Genomic DNA, 17,883 nt, shown 5'->3' on the forward strand with positions numbered 1-17,883 from the left:
GCGGGGAAACGCCCGGTCCCTTTCCGAACCCGGAAGCTAAGCCCGCCCGCGCTGATGGTACTGCTCCCGGGAGGGAGTGGGAGAGTAGGTTACCGCCGACGCGTAAAACTTGATATGTTGTGGCACCTGCCACCACACCAGATGCCCCGTGGGGTTGGTGTGGTGGCGGGTGCCCTTTCGTTTGTGTGCGGTGTCTCGTAAGTGTTGACACGGCGCGATACTGGCCTGGGGTGATGCGGGCGGGATTGCCCGTGCATGTCAACTTCTACACCGGGGCCCAGAGAATCTGGGCCGTGCAGAAGAGCCGGCGGCGGTGAGGGTAGTTCGAACCCAGATGGGCCCGCCAGAAACCCCGGGTAATTTGCGCACTCTGGGTGCCGGATGTAAAACGCCCGCGACCGGGTCCGGTTGCGGGCGAATGCGAAGGGCGGAACGGAGGTGGGTCTTAGAGCTCCACGAGTGCGTTCTTGGACCGCTCTACCAGATCGGCTTTCCGGCGGGCTCGGTCGAGTTCGTTCCACTGCTCTTGGGGGATGGACTTCCGGGCTTGGGCAACGACGGCTTCGTCGGGCGTGCCCCAGGCGATGGGCATAGGGGTGATGGTCTGCCAGTGCTGCTGGTCGCGCGCGGAGCGCTGCGCGCCGATGGCGGCGACGGGCACCTTGGTGCCGACCTTGTCGGGGGTGTTTGGGAGGGGCTGCATCACGCGTGACGTGATGGCCCAGAGCGGTCGCGAGGCTGGGTCCACCTGCGTGTTCACCAGCGCGGTCAGGGTGACCGTGGTGCCGGCTCGTTCGGTGATGATGGCGGGGGCGAGGGGGTGCGCGTCGTAGAGCTCCTGCGTCTTGCCCACGCTTCGTGGGATCAGAAGCGCCACCACGAGCATCAGCACTCCGAACAGCACGAGGCCTACGGAGCCGAGCCAGTGCCACGGCGACGAAGAATCGACCAGGAACCACACGGCGACGCCGGCGATCAGGGCGATAACGAAGATCGCGATGCCAGATGCGACCAGGCTACGGGTGTCCCGCACCATTTCGTTGTGCTGTTTGGCAAAGTCCTCGTCGACGTCGAACTTGAATACTTTCATGCCACTCATGGCATGTAAGTCTAGAGGTTGGCCGCGTCCACCAGCCGGTACGCGTAGCCCTGCTCCGCGAGGAAGCGTTGGCGGTGCATCGCGTATTCCGCGTCCAACGTATCCCGCGCGACCACGGTATAGAACACGGCCTCGGCGCCGCCTGCCTTCGGCCGCAGCAGGCGTCCTAGCCGCTGGGCCTCCTCCTGCCGCGAACCGAATGTGCCGGAGACCTGGATGGCCACCGCGGCCTCGGGTAGGTCGATGGAGAAATTGGCCACCTTGGACACCACGAGCGTCGAGATCTCCCCGTCGCGGAATGCCTGGAACGCCTGCTCGCGCTTCTTGGTCGTCGTCTTGCCGTCGATCAGCGGAGCGTCGATGCGCTGCGCTATCTCCTCGAGCTGGTCCACGTACGCCCCGATGATCAGCGTCTGCTGCCCCGCATGCTGGGCCAGTAGCTTGTCGACGACTTTCAGTTTGCCCGCCGAGCAGGCCGCCAGCCGGTATCGTTCCCGGGTCTCCGCGGTGGCGTAGGTGAGGCGCTCTTCGTCGGTAAGCGTGGTGCGCACCTCCACGCACTCGGCGGTAGCGATGTAGCCGGCCATCTCGAGTTCTTTCCATGGGGCGTCGTAACGCTTCGGGCCGATGAGGGAGAACACGTCGTCCTCTCGGCCGTCCTCGCGCACGAGGGTGGCCGTGAGCCCGAGCCGCCGGCGAGATTGCAGGTCTGCGGCCATGCGGAAGACGGGCGCGGGGAGAAGGTGGACCTCGTCGTAGATGATCAGGCCCCAGTCCCGGGAATCGAAGAGCTCGAGCGCCCTGTATTCGCCCTTCGTTTTTCGGGTGACCACCTGGTAGGTTGCGATGGTGACGGGGCGGATCTCCTTGCGCTCGCCGGAGTATTCCCCGATCTCCTCGGGTGTGAGCGTGGTGCGGCGCAGCAGCTCGTCGCGCCATTGGCGGCCGGCGACCGTGTTGGTGACCAGGATCAAAGTGGTGGTCTGCGCCTGCGCCATGGAGGCGGCGCCCACAATGGTCTTGCCAGCGCCGCAGGGCAGCACGACTACGCCGGATCCGCCTTCCCAGAAGGATTCGGCGGCGTAGCTCTGGTAGTCGCGGAGCTGCCAGCCGTCGTGGTTCAGCGCGATTGGGTGGGACTCGCCGTCGACGTAGCCGGCCAGGTCCTCCACGGGCCAACCCAGCTTGGTCAGCTCCTGCTTGATTTGGCCGCGGGCGGAGGGGTGGACGGGGACCGTGAGGTCGTCGATAGGCTTGGCAATGAGCGGCTGGATCTTCTTGCTGCGCCTGACCTCGGTGAGGATGGCGGCGTCGTCCGCCTCCAGGATTAGCCCGTGGGCGGGGTGCTTGACCAGCTTCAGGCGGCCGTAGCGGGCCATGGTCTCGGCGACGTCCACCAGCAGCGACTGGGGGACGGGGAAACGGGAGTAGCGCTCTAGCGCGTCCACCGCTTGCTCGGCGTCGAAGCCTGCGGCGCGCGCGTTCCACAGCGCGAGGGGCGTAATGCGGTAGGTGTGGATGTGCTCGGGCGCCCGCTCGAGCTCCGCGAACGGGGCGAGGGCTGCGCGGGCCTTGGGCGCGTCCGGGTGCGCGACTTCGAGCAGTACGGTCTTGTCCGATTGAACGATGAGCGGGCCGTCGCCGAGAGCCATGTGGAGTACTCCTCAAGGTTGTAGCGTGGCCGTTATGGCCAAGAACACTTCAGTTGTACTCGGGGAACGCTACGACACGTTCATCGCCCAGCTTATCCAGGACGGCCGCTACGCCTCCGCCAGCGAAGTCCTGCGCGAGGGCTTGCGCCTGGTGGAGGAGCGGGAGCGGAAATTCGAAGTGGTCCGCCAGGCCGCGGAGCGCGGTGACGCCGATGCGCAAGCGTTTATCGACGAGCTCCGCTAGACCCGTACCACAGGCTTACGCCCGACGCAGCACCTGCGACCACTTGGTCACGCTGCCGTTATTCAGAATCGTCCGCTCGTAAATGCGGGCGGCGGCCCACACCGCAAGCACCGTGGCCAGTGTCGCAATGGCGAACGATCCGGTGAGTTGGAGGGCGGTGAAGTCCCCGGCCGCATACGACAGCGGCGCGGCGAAGATGGAAAACGGCGGGATCCAGCTCATCACCTGCATCCAGGTCGCGCTGGTGCTCATCCAGCCGAAGGCGGGGATGTACGCGCTGGCCATGATGAGTACGAGGATGGGCATCTGGGTGGACTGCAGGTCTTCGGTGCGCTGCACCATCGCGCCTGCGGCTGCGTAGAGAGCGCCGAAGAATAGCATGGATAGCAGCCACGCCAGTAAAAGAACCGGGAAGACGGACCAGTCGAGCTCGACGTCGTCCACAAGCCCCGACACCTTCAGGCCCACGCCGCCCACCGCCAACAGCAGGGCCGTGGCGATAAAACCGAGTATGAGCGTGCCCAGGAGCTTGCCGGCCAGGAAGTCCAGCGGGCGCACGGTAGCGAGTACGAGCTCGACCACGCGGGAGGATTTCTCCTCGGTCACGCGGCTGCCCACCTGCGCGGCAAAGGTGATCACGGTGAAGATCACCATCATTAGGGCGGCGAAGGTGGTGAGGAGCCTGACAAAGTGCTGCTCGGTGTCTTCGCCGCCCGTGGCGTCGTCCACGTCCACCGGCACGACATCGATGGTGCGGGAGGCGGCGTCGTAGTCCTCGGGAGAAATGCCGAGCGTAGCGAGCGTTTCGGAGCGGGTGTAGCTCTCGGCAAGCGACTCCATACCGCTCATGACGCTGACAGAAGGCGTGCCGTCCGAAATCACCTGCCACTGGTCGCCGTCAGCCACGAGCGCTGCGTCGACGTCGCCATCGCGCACCATCCGCATCGCCTCGTCGCGGTCGGCGGCAGCGCGGGGCTCGTACCCGGAGCCGGAGAGCAGCTGCGTATCGACGCCGACGGCCGCCACCGCAGTCGCCTCCGGAGCATCTTCCTTGTTCTTCTGCCACGTTCCAAAGCCGATCAGGCCCACCACCGCAAGGAGCAGGATGGCCAGGGTGGCGATCACGCCCTTTTTCATCAGCAAAATCTGCACTTCACGCGCCGCAGTGGTGGTGATCGTGTGCATTGGTGAGTACGCGCGTTGGGTTGTCATTAGTGCACGACCTCCTTAAACAGCTCTGCCAAGTCGGGCACGACCCGGGTGAATTCGTGGACGGGGCCCGCCGCCATGGCGGATTGCAGGATGCGCTGGTCGTCGTCAAGGCTCTGGGCCTCGAGGACAACGTGGTCTGCGGAATCGTGGACAAGCGCCACGCCCTCGGGGATCCAGCCGCGGGCAGTTGTGCCCACTCGGTACCGAATGGGACCTTGGTCGCGCAGCTCGGCGACGGTGCCTTCGGCCACCATGCGGCCGCGGGTGACAATGCCGACGCGATCGCACAAACGCTGTACCAGGTCAAGCTGGTGCGAGGAGAAGATGACGGGCACGCCTTGGCGCGCGCGGTTTGTCAGCATCGTGCTCATCACGTCCACGGCGACGGGATCGAGGCCGGAGAACGGCTCATCCAAAATCAGTACATCCGGGTCGTGGATCAGCGACGCCGCGAGCTGGACGCGTTGTTGGTTGCCCAGCGAGAGGTCGTCGAGCTTGTCATTCAGTCGCTCGCCGAGACCCAGTGTTTCGAGCAGCTCGGTGCCGCGCTGCTTGGCGGAGGCGCCGTCGACGCCGTGGAGCTTGGCCAGGAAGACCAGCTGGTCCAGGATCTTCTCTTTGCCGTACAGGCCGCGCTCCTCGGGCATGTAGCCGATGCGGCGGCGGGTGTCGTCGTCAAGCGGGCGCCCGTCAAGTAGCACCTCGCCGGAATCTGCGGCGAGCACCCCGAGTGCGATGCGCATGGTGGTGGATTTGCCGGCGCCGTTTGAGCCGACAAAGCCGTAAATTTCACCGTCGTGGACGGTAAAGCTCATGCCGTCTAGGGCTTGGACCTCGCCAAAGCGTTTGCGCAGGTCCCGAATTTCTATCGTGGTCACTTGTCCTCCTTCCGGTTAAACGTAGCAGCGAAGCCGACCATGGGCAGCGGGTAGACGATGAGGAAGGTGAACAGCATGAAGTACCCGGCGGCCGAGAGTGCGGTGGAGCTTGGCGTGTCGCGCAGGACCCCAAGCATGAGGAATACGAAACCGCCGATGCCGGTGAGTGCGGAGTATGCCTTGAGTGCGCGCTTGCGCCACGTGTCTAGGACGTGGCGCTCGTACTCGTCGACCTGGTCGTCTGGGGCGGTGTCGATGTGGTCGTTGGCGCCGCGCAGCATGGACCAGCAGTACATGCTGGTCAGCATTCCCGCGACAAGGGCGATGAGGGCGGGCCACTGGGTGCTCGTGGCCAGGACTGCGACCGTGCCCGCGAGTGCGACGGCGATGCCGGTGAAGAACAGGACGATCAGCCGACGGGTGTCACGGGGGTTGCGGAAACGCTTCGTATTCAACGGATCCTGGGCGCGGATGGTGTCGATGCGGTTCATTTGGTATACAGCTCCTTCGACATGGGGGAGAACTCGGTGCGGGAGAACACGGCCTCGACGGGGAGGTCGAAGACCTCGCAAACGCGGAAGGCGAGGTCCAGGCTGGGGGAGTGGTCGCCGCGCTCGAGCGCGCCGACGGTTTGCGGGTTGACGTTGATCAGTTCTGCGAGCTGGGTCCGTGTCATATCGCGTTCGGCGCGGAGGACACGGACCCGGTTAAATATCGGGTCCTTCGGTAGCTTCTTCGGTGACATGAAACAAAGTGTTGTATAAACCCAATGCTTTGTCAATGGTTGGGAAATCTGCGTGGCAAATACCCGGAGGGCTAGCATGGATTTATGACCACAACCATTTCCTCCCCCATAGAGCATTTGTCCCGCGAACTCGGCTCCGACCAGGCGCTTTCCACCCGCCCGATCGACCGGATCAAGTACGCCCACGACGCGTCGCACTTCCTCTACACCCCGGATGTAGTGGTGGAAGCCCGCACCGCCCACGACGTGGCTGCAGCCTTCCGCGCCTCCGCCTCCTCCGGCGCGCCGGTGGTGCTGCGCGGCGGCGGCACCTCGCTGTCCGGGCAGGCCGGAGGCGCGGGCATGCTGGTGGACGTGCGCAAGCACTTCCGCGGCGTCGAAGTGCTCGACGGCGGCAAGCGTGTGCGGGTCCAGCCGGGGTCGACGGTGCGCCAGGTCAACGCGCACCTCGCCCCGTACGGTCGCAAGATTGGGCCCGACCCGGCTTCCGAGGGCGCGGCCACGCTGGGCGGCGTGATTGCGAACAACTCATCGGGCATGGCCTGCGGCACAAAGTTCAACACGTACAACACCATCGAGTCCATGACCTTTGTGCTCCCGTCCGGCACCGTGATCAATACGGCGCACCAGGACGCGGAGGCGCAGTTTGCGCGGGAGGAGGCGGAGCTCGTCGATACGCTGGAGCGCCTCAAGCGCCGCGTACGCGACAACCGCGAGTCCGTGGAAACCATCGAGCGCCACTTTGCGCTGAAGAACACGATGGGCTACAGCCTCAACGCGTTCGTCGATTACGACTCTCCGCTGGACATCTTCATGCACCTGTTGGTCGCGTCCGAGGGCACGCTCGCGTTCATCGCGGAGGCTGTGCTGCGCACGGTTGAGGTGCCGAGGCTGAAGACCACCACCATCGCGGTGTACCCGACGCTGGACGCGGCAACGCGCTCGTTGCCCGCGCTGTTTGACTCGCAGGCGGCCACGCTGGAGCTGATGGACTCCCGCTCCATCGGCGTCGGGCGCACCTTCGACTCCGTGCCGGAGCAGATCACCGGCTTCGAGCTGTCCGGCCAGGCGGCGCTCTTGATCGAGTACCACGCCAACGAGACCGAGCAGCTGCGGGAGCTGGAACAGGCTGGATCCAAGCTGCTGGCCGATCTCGACCTGGAGACCCCGGCCGCATTCACCACCGACGCCGCCGAGGCCGCGAAGGCCTGGGCTTTCCGCAAGGGCCTCTACGCCCAGGTCGCGGAGGCCCGCCCGTCCGGCACCACCGCGCTGCTCGAGGACATCGCAGTCCCGGTGGGCGACCTCGCCGACACGTGCGGCGGGTTGCAGCAGCTTTTCGACGCCTACGGCTACGACGACGCCGTCATCTTCGGCCACGCCAAGGACGGCAACATCCACTTCCTCATCACCGACCGGTTCGAGGGCGACGACAACCTGAACCGCTATGACGGGTTCAACGAGGACATGGTCGACCTGGTGCTGGGGGCCGGCGGCAACCTCAAGGCCGAGCACGGCACCGGGCGCGTCATGGCGCCGTACGTGCGCCGCCAGTACGGCGACGAGCTGTATGAGGTGATGGTGGAGCTCAAGCGCGCCGCCGACCCGCGCGGAGTGATGAACCCGGGCGTGATCATCACCGACGACGAGCGCGAGCACATGAAGAACTTCAAGCTTAACCCGCAGGTGGAGGATGAAATCGACTCGTGCGTGGAGTGCGGCTACTGCGAGCCGGTGTGCCCCTCGCGCGACATCACCATGACCCCGCGCCAGCGCATCGTCGTGCGCCGCGCCCGCGCGAAGGCAATCCAGGACGGCGACACCGAGCTGGTCAAGCACATCGACGAGGCGTACCAGTACGACGGTATCGACACCTGCGCCGTGGATTCCATGTGCGTGACCGCATGCCCGGTGAAGATCGACACCGGCAAGTTCATCAAGTCGCTGCGCCGCGGCCAGGCGGGTGCGGCGGAATCCGCAGGCTGGACGGCCGCCGCGAAGGCGTGGGGGCCGGGCAACACCCTGGCGTCGGCTGCGCTGACCGGGGCGTACTACATGCCCACGAAGCTCGTGCAGAAGGTCACCGACGTGGCCCGTGCCCTAGCGGGCGAAGACACGGTGCCGCAGTACCGCCCCGAGCTGTCCAAGGGCGGGGTGAAGCGCTCCAAGGCGTTCGGCACCCAGATCGGCGCGCCGGGTGTGGAGCCGTCCGGCGTGTTCGTCCCCGCGTGCGTGAACTCCATGTTCGGCCCGCAGGGCAGCGGCGTGGGCGCCTCCGAGGCGTTCGCCAAGCTCGTGGAGCGCGCGGGACTCTCCCTCGTTGTCCCGGAGGGTATCGACGGGATGTGCTGTGGCACCCCGTGGGCGTCGAAAGGCATGAGCACCGGCCACGACGTTATGCAGCGCCGCGTCAACGACCAGCTCATCGCCGCTACTGACGGTGGGCGTCTGCCCGTGGTCGTGGACGCGTCGAGCTGCACGCACGGCTTCCAAGACATGGCCGAGGGCATCGGCATCACCGTCGTCGACGCAATTGAGTTCGTCGAGGACCAGGTCCTCGAGCGGCTCGAGGTGGCGCACAAGGTGGACTCGGTGACGCTGCACCCGACGTGTTCGACGACGCACCTCGGCATCATCGATACGCTGAAGCGCGTCGCTGGGGCCGCGGCTGAAGACGTGCGCGTGCCCGCCGAGTGGAACTGCTGCGGCTACGCGGGCGACCGCGGCATGCTGCACCCCGAGCTCACGCACGCGGCGACGAAGCGCGAGGCCGAGCAGGTCTCGGAGCTGGGCTCGACCTGCCACGCCTCCTCGAACCGCACGTGCGAGCTCGGCCTGACCGCAGCAACAGGCAAGGACTACGAGCACATTCTCGAGGTGCTCGAGCGGGTGAGCCGCTAGGCCAGCACGGCCTTGGTGATGCGCGGCAGCGCGATGCGCACCACCTGGTCGGCGGCCTCGTCCAAGGCGTCGACCTGCCCCGCGCTCACCGACAGCGGCAGCACGGTGAGCGTGCGACCGCGGCCCTGCTTATCGACGAAACCTACGGTCACGTGCCGCCTGGCCCGCGCCGCCGCGCGCAGTGTTTCAAAGGTGGTGCCGCCCGATTCCGTGGCTGAGTCTGTGCCGGCAGCACGCAGCTTGGCCACGATCGCGTCGACCTGCTCGTCGGTGGCTCGGGGCGCGCGCGGCAGGGTCGACGGGGTCGCCGCGACCAGTGCAGGCTCGGGCGCCATGTTGAGCGTGGCGCCGTTGTTGTCCTCCGCGGTGGGTTGCATACCTGCGGCGCGGAGATCCGACATGAGCTTGCTCAGCGGCAACTCCGACACCGCGACGGTGGGGGCGAGGATGCGCAGCCCGCAGCGCTCGGCGGCCGTGGCGATTAGTGCTGGGTCGGCTGAGCGGATGTAGCTCAACGCGCTGCCGGCGCGGATGGCGCCGTGAGTGCGGGCGGTGTCGTCGACAAGGAAAGAAATAGCCTGCGGGACCTCGCCGAGCACGTGCTGCGTGAGCCAGGAGTGGACATCCTCCGCTGTGAGCCCCTCGTCGAGCCCCCGGCGCACGGAATCCTCCGTGACCCGCCACACGCTGGCCAGGCCCGGGGACTCGAGCTCCGCGATGCGCTCGATGAACGAGGCCATGTCCGGCTCCAGCGGCCCGGGGGCGAGCATGGTCATGTCACCTTGCGCGATGAGCGTGTCCACGGACGCTGGCACCAGCGACGCTGCGGCCGACGAGACGTCGTCGCCTTGAAGCAGAGCGCGCATGGGAGTGGACTGCGCCAGATCCGGGGTGCCGGCGAGCGCGCCGACGAACTCAGCTTCCTCCACCACCGCCTGAATGAGCTGCGGCGAGAACCCGGACGCCTCCAGCGGGGCGTAAAAGAGGAGCTGCTCCGTCCGGCCGGCGTGGCGCAGGATGGTCAACCGGGCGTTGCGCACCGCTGGCGCGTGCATGTCCGCAGACAGCAGCTTCGCATCCGTGTCCACGCGCCACGGGGATGCGGCCCAGCCAACCAAGAGGATGGCCCACTGGTCTGCGAGGGTGGCGTCGATCCAGGTCAACGCGTCGCGCGTGGCGGACAGCACGTCCTGGTCATCCACGTTGCCGCGGCCGATCAGCCCCGCGGATTCGCCAACGGTGATGAGCAGGCGCGGGTCGAAGCCGAGACCCTTCTCTAGGTTCGCCGCCGCGCGCACGCCGACGGTGCCGTCCTTGTTTAATGCCACCGGGGTGTCCATTAGCGCCATGACCAGCTGGCGCATTTGCCGCACGGCATCGAGGCCTTGTGCCACCGCCGCCTCGTCCACGCTGTGCTGATCCACGGGCGGCACTGCGGGAGGGGTGAGCGGAAACTCCCGTGGGGGCAGGCCGCGCATAGCGTCGCGCACTGGCCGTGGCAGGCGCACAGTGTTGGCATCCACCCGCACGAGCAGCCCGGCAGCGAGCAGGCGTGGCACGGGCGCCGAAGGATCAGCGTCCGGGCCAGCCGCGGACGTGGTGCCGACCCCGCCGGAGGCGGCCAGCGTCTCCAGCACCTTTCGCTCGCGCGCCGGGAGCTCGGCGAGTGCCTCGGTGGCCCCGTCCGGCAGTGTGTCGGTCACACGCCACCCGGGGGGAAGCGCGGACAGCGTGCCGGGCGCGACGCGTAACCCTTCGAGCGGCCCGAACACCAGGGCAAGCTCGCGCAGGTGCTCAACGTCGCCGAATCCGGACGCGCCCACCGAGTCCAGCTCCGCTCCGGCGTCCGCCAGCTTCTCCAGCACTGCGAGGTCGGCGGCTGAGAGTTGCCGTAGCGCCCGCGAGGCAGATCCGGGCAGGCTCAGCCGGGTGGCCAACGACCCGGTAGACGGCGGGGTGGGGAAGAAGGCATCCGGGCGGGAACGGATGAGGGCGCGAAGCTGATCGTCGTCAAGCGAATGCAAATATTCGGGGAAGGTAGACATTGCGGGGGTGAGTTTACGTGCGTTTTCGCAGAGGGCGTGAGAGAATGATTGGCATGGCTAAAGATGTAGAGAAGATCGGGCGCGCAAACCCCGCGTGGCCCACGCACACCCCTGGTAACGGCCACCCGGTCACCGAGATTTCTTCCAAGCTCACTGGCGCCTCCAGCCCGTTCGGCGACGAGCTGATCCTGCCGCTTCCGGCGGAAGAGACCGGCTACGTCCACCCGATGACGCGCATCAACCGCTAAGCAGCGGCGCGCTCAAGGTGGCCCCACGAGCGGTGGGGCCACCTTTTTTCGTGTTCGCGGGCGCCGGGCCACGGATAATCTAGTAGCGGGAGCGGGCCGCTAGACGATCAACACGTTATTGAAAGCCGAGTTCATTATCACCTGGGGAAATACGAGCTGAGCGAGTGGATCGTCTAGCAGGCCGCTAGACGATCCGGGAGGTGACCCCGGCAGCAGAAAACCCGCCCGTCTGCGCGGTGCAGGCGGGCGGGTTCTTGCATACCCAGCGCTTAGCGGGGCAGGTAGGTCTGCTGCAGGGAAGCGAGCGTGTTGTTGACCTGCGCGTTGAAGTCGTCGACGTGTGCGGTGACCCGAGCGTTGACGTCGGCACCGATGATGCCTGCGACCTTGAGGTAGTCGCCCGCCAACGCTGCATCGATGAGCGCCTTGTTGGCGGTGTAGAAGGCGTTGTAGTCGTGGCGGTTGGCCGCGTAGTTGTCCTTGACCGCTGTGGGCACCTGGAAGCCGAGCGCGTTGACGGAGTCGCGCATCTGGCCGTACAAGGCGTCGACCTCAAGTGTGGAGGCCTTCTGCGTAGCCGGGGCCGCCGGGGCGGGCTTCGGCGCCGGCCGGGTGGCCTGCGCGTCGCGGTTGGTCGGCGCGGAGTTCAGGCCGTAGCGTGCGGAGCAAGCGGGCCATGCGCCCCAGCCCTGCGCGGCAAGGGTGCGCTCGGCCACGATGATCTGCTGCTCGCGGGTTGCCTGGTGTGCGTACGGGGCGAACTGCTGGCCGCCGTAGGCGCGCCAGGTGCTGGCTGAGAACTGCAGGCCGCCGTAGTAGCCGTTGCCGGTGTTGATGGCCCAGTTGCCGCCCGACTCGCACTGCGCGAGCTTGTCCCAGTCGGAGTCCGGGGCGGCGGTCGCCTGCGGGGCGACGACGCCTGCCAGTGCTGCGGCTGCCGCGGTACCTGCCAGCGCCCGCTTGCCCGCGGAGGTGGTCTTCTTGGAGTGGCGTCCCATGTTGTGTTTCCTCTCGTCGTTGACCGCCAATTCTCGGGACAGCCTAACCATTTGTAACGATTGTGTCACGTAACCGGCACGAAATGGCGCATTCGCGTCCTAGAGGCGGGGGATTCCCGCTGGTCGCACTAGCTGCCGAGTGGCGCGGTGTTCTGCATCACAGTCGCTATGATCGGCTTCGCGGTGTAATGTAAACCCTTTATTTTGGCCCGCATCGTGCGGGCCGATCCGGAACCTGAAGGAGGATGCCATGCCTATTGGAAAGGTGAAGTGGTACGACACCGACAAGGGCTTCGGCTTCGCGTCTAACCCGGGCGACGAGGACGTCTTCATCGGCAAGTCTGTGCTGCCCGATGGCGTGGACGAGCTCGTCGCCGGCCAGCGCATCGAGTTCGACTTCGCCGCTGGCCGCCGCGGCCCGCAAGCCCTGCGCGTGAAAGTGCTGGAGGAGCCGAAGCGCCGTCCGGTGCACCGCCGCAAGCCCGAGGAGCTGGGCAGCATGCTCGCGGACGTGATGACCTTGATTGAGACGCAGGTGCAGCCCGCGCTGACTAACGGGCGCTACCCCGACCGCAAGGAGGGCCGCCAGGTCGCAGGCATCCTGCGCGCGGTCGCCCGCGAGCTGGACGCTTAGCGACGCGCCTTCGGCCATCCCCGCCTAACGGACTAGTTGAAGCCGACAGACCACGTGGCGATGACGGGAGTTTCCTCCCCGTCATCGCCTTTTTCGATGTCCAGGGTGGTGATTTCCGCGACGACGAGCTTCGCTCCGGATTCGGTGACCGCCGGCGCGGTCTCTTCGCCGGACTCGCCGGAGGTGAACACGCGCTCGGTGTTGGCTGCGGGGTCGTCGTAGATGAGCAAGAGGCGCCAGCTGTTGCGCTCGATTTCACCGGGCACGGTGAATGTGACCTCGCCCTGGTCGGGCAGCCGCACGCTCGGCGGCTCCCCGCCGGGGCACTCCACGTCCAGCTCGCAGACGGTGTACACGGGGATCTGCTCCGTCTGGCCGCCCGCCGTCACAGCCACGTCGAGGTCGCGGACCGGGGTGCCGGGCTTGCTGTCCTGGTAGTGCAGGTAGGCGTAGACCGCCCCCACCAGCGCGAGCACGCCCACTAGGGCGATGGCCAGAACTTTCCACTGCTGCGAAGACGCGCGTTGTTGTGCCATGGCGGGCAATCCTACTTGGCGGCGTCTTCGTCCTGGAACGTCACGCGGTACATGTCGGGCCAGCGCTTGCCGGTGAGGTAGAACTCCTCGGTACCGGGGATGTGCGCGATGCCGTTGAGCACGTTGTTCGGGTCCGGCTCCGCGTTGTTGGGCAACCCTGAGGCGTCGATGACGGCGGTGACCTTCCCTGAGCGCGCGTCGATGCGCATGATGTTGGTGGTGGTGAAGATGTTCGCGTAGACCTCGTCGCCAACGCACTCCAGCTCGTTGAGACCCGTGACCGGCTGGCCGTCCAACGTCACCGTGAAGCGTTCGCGCTCCTCAAAGGTGTCCGGGTCCATGCGGCGCAATTGCGCTGTGCCGTCTGAAAAGATCACCTCGTTGCCGCGGGCGCAGATGCCCCATCCTTCGCCGTCGTAGTACGCCCGGCCAGTTTCTTCCAACGTGGTGGCGTCGCGGCGGATGGCGGTGCCGTCTTGCCAGGTGAGTTGCCACAGTATGTCGTCGATACGCGTGATGCCCTCGCCGAAGAATTCCGGGTCCAACGCCACCGACCGCAACTCCTCGCCGTCCGGCGTGCGGGTGTAGAGGCGCGATTCGCCCTCTTGGCCGGTGCCCACGTAGATCGTGCCGTCCTCCGCCACTTCGAGGCCTTGGGTGAAGCTTGCGCTGTCGAAGGGCAGGCGCTGCTCGACGTGGGCGGTGAGGCGCTGTATTTCCGGGCCGGCTGACTCGGGGGAAGAACAGCCCGCCAGCAGTACAATCGCGGAGCAGACGGCGGCGACAGTGAAACGACCCATGCCGACCATCCTGCACCACGTGGGCAATAATGGGGAACCGTGTCACGATCCAACAATCGTTCCCGGAAATCCAAAAAGCGCAGCCCCCTGCTGTCCCAGGACGCAATCGCGACGGCACGGGAGGCGCTCGAAGACGTCGCCGACGGCGAGGTTGGCGAGCACATCGGCGTCACCGGCCTGAGCCGCAACGTGGCCACCCACCGCTTCGCCGCGGACGTGCCCGGCTACGCCGGCTGGGAGTGGAACGCCGTGGTCGCATGCGCCGACGGTTCCGACTGGGTCACCGTCAACGAGGTGGCGCTCGTGCCGTCGCAGGGTGCGCTCGAGGCGCCGGACTGGGTGCCGTACTCCGAGCGCCTGCGCCCGGGGGACCTCGGCCCCGGCGACATCATGGAGCTCGCGCCTGACGACGACCGCGTGACCGACGACTCCTTCTCCCGCGACGCCGTTACCTTCACTGGCAGGGAGACCAAGCGGTACCTCACCGTCACGGGCCTAGAAGACGCGAAGAAGCGCTGGCGCACCGGGGACTTCGGGCCGAACAGCGAGTTTGCGGAGAAAGCCGCGCTGTCGTGCCGTTCCTGCGCCTTCTACATCCCACTGGACCAGCCGGTGGGGGAGCACTTCGGCATCTGCGCGAACGAGTACTCGGCGGACGGGCATGTGGTGGCATCCTCCTACGGCTGTGGGGCGCACTCGGACACCACCGTCGCGGAATAATCGTTGGGGCGCCCCAACGATTGGCGTTTTCGCAGGCAGGGTGCGAAACTGTTGCGACGTGAGTACCACCACGGGAGCAAAACTGCATAAGGAACAGCCGCAGCCGCGCGGCGCGCTGGACTCCTTCTTCCACATCACCGAGCGCGGATCCACGGTGGGCACCGAGGTGCGCGCCGGGGTAGTGACGTTTTTCGCGATGGCGTACATCGTGCTGCTCAACCCGCTGATCATCGGCACCAGCCCGGACCGTGAGGGTGTCGTGCTCGGCATCCCGCAGGTTGCCGCAGCCACCGCGTTGGCCGCCGGCGTGATGAGCATTCTGTTCGGTGTGATTGCGAAGTACCCGTTCGGTATCGCAACAGGCCTGGGCATTAACACGCTGGTCGCAGTGACCATGGTGGGGCAGCAGGGGCTGACCTGGCCCGAGGCGATGGGCTTGGTGGTCATCGACGGCATCATCATCGTCCTTCTAGCCGTTTCCGGCTTCCGCACCGCGGTGTTCAACGCAATCCCGAATTCGATGAAGGTGGCCATGAGCGTGGGCATCGGCATGTTCATCGCCACCATCGGGCTTGTCGACGCAGGCTTTGTCCGCCGCGTGCCCGATGCCGCCATGACCACCGTTCCAGTCCAGCTGGGCACGGGCGGCTCCATCTCCTCGTGGCCGACCCTCGTGTTCATCCTGGGCCTGTTCATCTGCGCGTTCATGGTCGTGCGCGGCGTTCGCGGCGGCCTTTTCATCGGAATCGTCATCACCACCGTGATCGCGATGATCGTGGAGCAGCTCACCGGCGCCGGCTCCTCCGCGGACAACCCGGAGGGCTGGAGCTTGGCCGTGCCGTCGCTGCCAGACTCCCTGGGCGGCATCCCGGATCTGTCCATCGTGGGCGACGTGGATCTGTTCGGCGCGTTTGTCAACGTCGGCGTCATCTCCGCGTCCCTGCTGGTGTTCACGCTCGTACTGGCCAACTTCTTCGACGCGATGGGCACGATGACCGCGCTTGGCCGCCAGGCCGGCTTAGCGGATGAAAACGGCGTGCTGCCGGACATGAAGCGCGCCCTCGTGGCCGAAGGCTTCGGCGCGGTTGTCGGCGGCGCGGCCTCCGCATCCTCCAACACGGTGTTCGTAGATTCGTCAGCCGGCATCGCGGACGGCGCGCGCACGGGTTTGGCCAACGTGGTCACCGGCGTGCTGTTCCTCGCCGCGATGTTTTTCACCCCGTTGTACGAGATCGTGCCCATCGAGGCCGCTGCGCCGGTCCTCGTGGTTGTCGGCGCAATGATGATGATGCAGGTTGGCCAGATTGAGTGGAACGACTTCACGGTCGCCCTGCCCGCGTTTTTGACCATCGTGGCTATGCCGCTGACGTACTCCATCGCCAACGGCATCGGCGTCGGATTCATCGCCTTTACCCTGATGCGTGTGTTCGCGGGCAAGGCGAAAGATGTCCACTGGATCATGTGGCTCATCTCAGCCCTGTTCGTGGTGTACTTCGCCCAGGGCCCGATCTTGGCGGCGATCGGGTAAATGCTGCACCCCATCCACGACCCAGCAGACCCCAGACTCGACGACATCCGCGACCTCAAACACTCCGACAAGGAAAAGAACCTGGTGTTCGCGGAAGGGCCGTTGGTGGCGGGCCGGTTGGTGGAATCCCGCTTCCCGGTTCGCGCCGCCTTCGGCTTCGGCGGACGCCTTGCCTCGTTCATGGAGCACTACGGCGCGGAACTGGAATCGCGCGGCGTGCCGGTCTACGAGATCACCCGCGAGATCATGGGGGAAGTCGCCGGGTACGACATGCACCGCGGCCTATTGGTCTCCGCCGACAAACCGGAGCCGCTCAGCGTGGGCGAGGTAATCCAGGGCGCGCGAACGCTGGTGATTTTGGAGGGAGTCGGCGACCACGAGAACATCGGGTCCATCTTCCGCAACGCCGCCGGCATGGGCGTGGACGGCGTGCTCTTCGGCGCGTCCACCGCGGACCCGCTGTACCGGCGCAGCGTCCGTGTCTCTATGGGGCACGTCCTGCGCACCCCGTTCGCGCACCTCGAGGGAACCCCCACGACGTGGCAGCGCTCGTTGGACCAGCTGCGCGAGGCAGGGTGGTGGCTCGTTTCCCTCACCCCAGCTGACGACGCCGTCGAGCTCAAAGACGCGATCGGCGGGCACGACAAGGTGGCGTTCCTCGTCGGCGGGGAAGGGCCGGGGCTGACCACGCACGCGATGCGCGCCACCGATGTGCGGGCGAAGATTCCGATGGCGGAGGGCACGGACTCGCTCAACGTTGCGACGTCCGCGGCTATCGCGTTCTACGAACGGATGCGCTAGCGGTCGAAGTGCCGGATGCGGTGCCGCAGCGCACCCAGGAACTGCGCCCAGCGCTTGCGCAGGCCGCGCCCGACACGCTTTGCCGCGGCCACCGATGCGTCGGCCAGCTCGGCGAACTCGTCGCCCGTCTGCTCCTCCGGGGTGTCTTCGTAGTCGTCGTACGCCTTCGACGTCTCCGCCAACTTCGCGGCCGCGGCATCCGTAGATTTCACGGCGGGCGCCGTGTGCTCCTCAATCTTCGGCTCCGGGCGTCCGTCCACCGCGTAGCCCACCACGTTGATGTCCGGGCCGTCTTCGCCGATGGCGACACCCAACCAGTGCCGCTCCGCCGCCAGCGCGAGGTCCTTCGGTTCGAACGGCAGTGCAATGCCCCCGGCCTGCTCCGCTCGCTCCCCAGCCCAGAACGGGGCCTCGAACGGCTCCGGCAGGCCGTGGTCTTCGATGACGTGGTTGCGGGTGGCACAGAAGCTCCGTGTGACGGTCTCGCCGGTGAAGTGGGCGAACCCGCCGTAGTCGCTCTCCGTCCCCGCCGCAATGACAAAGACGTCGGAGGCGGGCAGGGCAGTCAACCACGGTGAGCCGCTGGAGAGGGCCGACGCGTCGTCCACGACCATCCGCACCACAGAGACCCCGGGGAAACCCGCGATGTAGAACTCGTCGCGCCCAGGCACTGAAGAACGGTTCAGCGGGAACGAGCCGATCGGCGTGATCGGCCACGCGGGGTTAACTTGCGCGAGCAACTTCCGGCCGAACCCGCGGTCCGCCTTCGGCTCGCGCGCGAGCACGCCGGCAGGATCGGCGGAGTTGACATACCAAAACGTAACGACCGCTGGGAAACTCAT

Annotated in this window: 18 protein-coding genes and 1 rRNA gene; 8 read left to right on the forward strand and 11 right to left on the reverse strand. The window is 66.5% G+C overall.

The genetic code is table 11. The features are described from left to right. Positions 1-101 (forward strand): 5S ribosomal RNA (gene rrf, locus HF989_RS00005); the annotation flags it as partial. 344 nt (positions 102-445) lie between these two features. On the opposite strand, the gene HF989_RS00010 is transcribed toward rrf, so the two are convergent. Then, positions 446-1,099, reverse strand: coding sequence for a DUF3239 domain-containing protein (locus HF989_RS00010; protein WP_246233721.1), 654 nt, complete (start codon positions 1,097-1,099; stop codon positions 446-448). Positions 1,100-1,110: 11 nt separating this feature from the next. After that, positions 1,111-2,751, reverse strand: coding sequence for a DNA repair helicase XPB (locus tag HF989_RS00015; RefSeq protein WP_168683343.1), 1,641 nt, complete (start codon positions 2,749-2,751; stop codon positions 1,111-1,113). Positions 2,752-2,785: 34 nt separating this feature from the next. Between HF989_RS00015 and HF989_RS00020 the strand changes: the two genes are divergently transcribed. Further along, complete coding sequence (locus HF989_RS00020) at positions 2,786-2,995, forward strand: type II toxin-antitoxin system ParD family antitoxin (protein WP_168683344.1); 210 nt, start codon at positions 2,786-2,788, stop codon at positions 2,993-2,995. A 15-nt stretch (positions 2,996-3,010) separates the two neighbouring features. Here HF989_RS00020 and HF989_RS00025 read toward each other — a convergent pair whose 3' ends face one another. From HF989_RS00025 to HF989_RS00040, 4 genes are read right to left on the reverse strand one after another with little or no spacing between them, the layout of a single operon-like run. Continuing rightward, positions 3,011-4,207 carry an ABC transporter permease gene (locus tag HF989_RS00025; protein ID WP_168683345.1) on the reverse strand — a complete coding sequence of 399 codons (1,197 nt, stop codon included), beginning with the start codon at positions 4,205-4,207 and terminating at the stop codon, positions 3,011-3,013. After that, a complete protein-coding gene (locus HF989_RS00030; RefSeq protein ID WP_168683346.1) occupies positions 4,207-5,085 on the reverse strand; it encodes an ATP-binding cassette domain-containing protein in 879 nt (292 codons plus the stop codon). The genes HF989_RS00025 and HF989_RS00030 overlap by 1 nt, the downstream gene beginning before the upstream one ends. After that, the gene (locus tag HF989_RS00035) at positions 5,082-5,576 is read right to left on the reverse strand and encodes a hypothetical protein (RefSeq protein WP_168683347.1); all 495 of its coding nucleotides are present in this window, start codon (positions 5,574-5,576) and stop codon (positions 5,082-5,084) included. The genes HF989_RS00030 and HF989_RS00035 overlap by 4 nt, the downstream gene beginning before the upstream one ends. Further along, positions 5,573-5,830, reverse strand: coding sequence for a helix-turn-helix transcriptional regulator (locus HF989_RS00040; protein WP_168683348.1), 258 nt, complete (start codon positions 5,828-5,830; stop codon positions 5,573-5,575). Before HF989_RS00040 ends, HF989_RS00035 begins: the two co-directional genes overlap by 4 nt. Before the next feature lie 84 nt (positions 5,831-5,914). Here HF989_RS00040 and HF989_RS00045 point away from each other — a divergent pair, with 84 nt between their 5' ends. Beyond that, complete coding sequence (locus HF989_RS00045; RefSeq protein WP_168683349.1) at positions 5,915-8,731, forward strand: FAD-binding and (Fe-S)-binding domain-containing protein; 2,817 nt, start codon at positions 5,915-5,917, stop codon at positions 8,729-8,731. Here the strand turns inward: HF989_RS00045 and HF989_RS00050 are convergent. After that, on the reverse strand, positions 8,728-10,776 hold the full coding sequence (locus HF989_RS00050) for a helicase-associated domain-containing protein (protein ID WP_168683350.1): 2,049 nt from the start codon (positions 10,774-10,776) through the stop codon (positions 8,728-8,730). The two genes, HF989_RS00045 and HF989_RS00050, sit on opposite strands and share 4 nt — an antisense overlap. A gap of 53 nt (positions 10,777-10,829) precedes the next feature. On the opposite strand from HF989_RS00050, the gene HF989_RS00055 reads away from it, so the two are divergent. After that, entirely contained in the window at positions 10,830-11,024 is a 195-nt protein-coding gene (locus HF989_RS00055) for a hypothetical protein (RefSeq protein ID WP_168683351.1), read from the forward strand. 269 nt (positions 11,025-11,293) lie between these two features. On the opposite strand, the gene HF989_RS00060 is transcribed toward HF989_RS00055, so the two are convergent. Beyond that, positions 11,294-12,073: a resuscitation-promoting factor Rpf1 domain-containing protein gene (locus HF989_RS00060; protein ID WP_343033492.1), complete on the reverse strand. Its 780-nt coding sequence runs from the start codon at positions 12,071-12,073 to the stop codon at positions 11,294-11,296. A gap of 199 nt (positions 12,074-12,272) precedes the next feature. On the opposite strand from HF989_RS00060, the gene HF989_RS00065 reads away from it, so the two are divergent. Continuing rightward, entirely contained in the window at positions 12,273-12,656 is a 384-nt protein-coding gene (locus HF989_RS00065) for a cold-shock protein (protein ID WP_038610385.1), read from the forward strand. Positions 12,657-12,688: 32 nt separating this feature from the next. Here the strand turns inward: HF989_RS00065 and HF989_RS00070 are convergent, their stop codons facing one another. Next, positions 12,689-13,192, reverse strand: coding sequence for a DUF2771 family protein (locus HF989_RS00070; protein WP_168683352.1), 504 nt, complete (start codon positions 13,190-13,192; stop codon positions 12,689-12,691). 11 nt (positions 13,193-13,203) lie between these two features. Beyond that, entirely contained in the window at positions 13,204-13,992 is a 789-nt protein-coding gene (locus HF989_RS00075) for a glutaminyl-peptide cyclotransferase (protein ID WP_168683353.1), read from the reverse strand. A 39-nt stretch (positions 13,993-14,031) separates the two neighbouring features. On the opposite strand from HF989_RS00075, the gene HF989_RS00080 reads away from it, so the two are divergent. The 3 genes from HF989_RS00080 to HF989_RS00090 are packed head-to-tail and all read left to right on the forward strand — an operon-like array spanning position 14,032 to position 17,041. Further along, positions 14,032-14,712 carry a DUF3027 domain-containing protein gene (locus HF989_RS00080; protein ID WP_288866540.1) on the forward strand — a complete coding sequence of 227 codons (681 nt, stop codon included), beginning with the start codon at positions 14,032-14,034 and terminating at the stop codon, positions 14,710-14,712. 58 nt (positions 14,713-14,770) lie between these two features. Beyond that, a complete protein-coding gene (locus tag HF989_RS00085) occupies positions 14,771-16,240 on the forward strand; it encodes an NCS2 family permease (protein ID WP_343033493.1) in 1,470 nt (489 codons plus the stop codon). Further along, positions 16,241-17,041 (forward strand): TrmH family RNA methyltransferase, encoded by an 801-nt coding sequence (locus tag HF989_RS00090; protein ID WP_168683355.1) that lies wholly within the window; start codon positions 16,241-16,243, stop codon positions 17,039-17,041. It begins immediately after the preceding gene. Here HF989_RS00090 and HF989_RS00095 read toward each other — a convergent pair. Then, entirely contained in the window at positions 17,038-17,883 is an 846-nt protein-coding gene (locus tag HF989_RS00095; protein WP_038610398.1) for a DUF6928 family protein, read from the reverse strand. The two genes, HF989_RS00090 and HF989_RS00095, sit on opposite strands and share 4 nt — an antisense overlap.

Source organism: Corynebacterium mucifaciens, assembly GCF_012396315.1.
Taxonomy (GTDB): Bacteria; Actinomycetota; Actinomycetes; order Mycobacteriales; family Mycobacteriaceae; genus Corynebacterium; species Corynebacterium mucifaciens.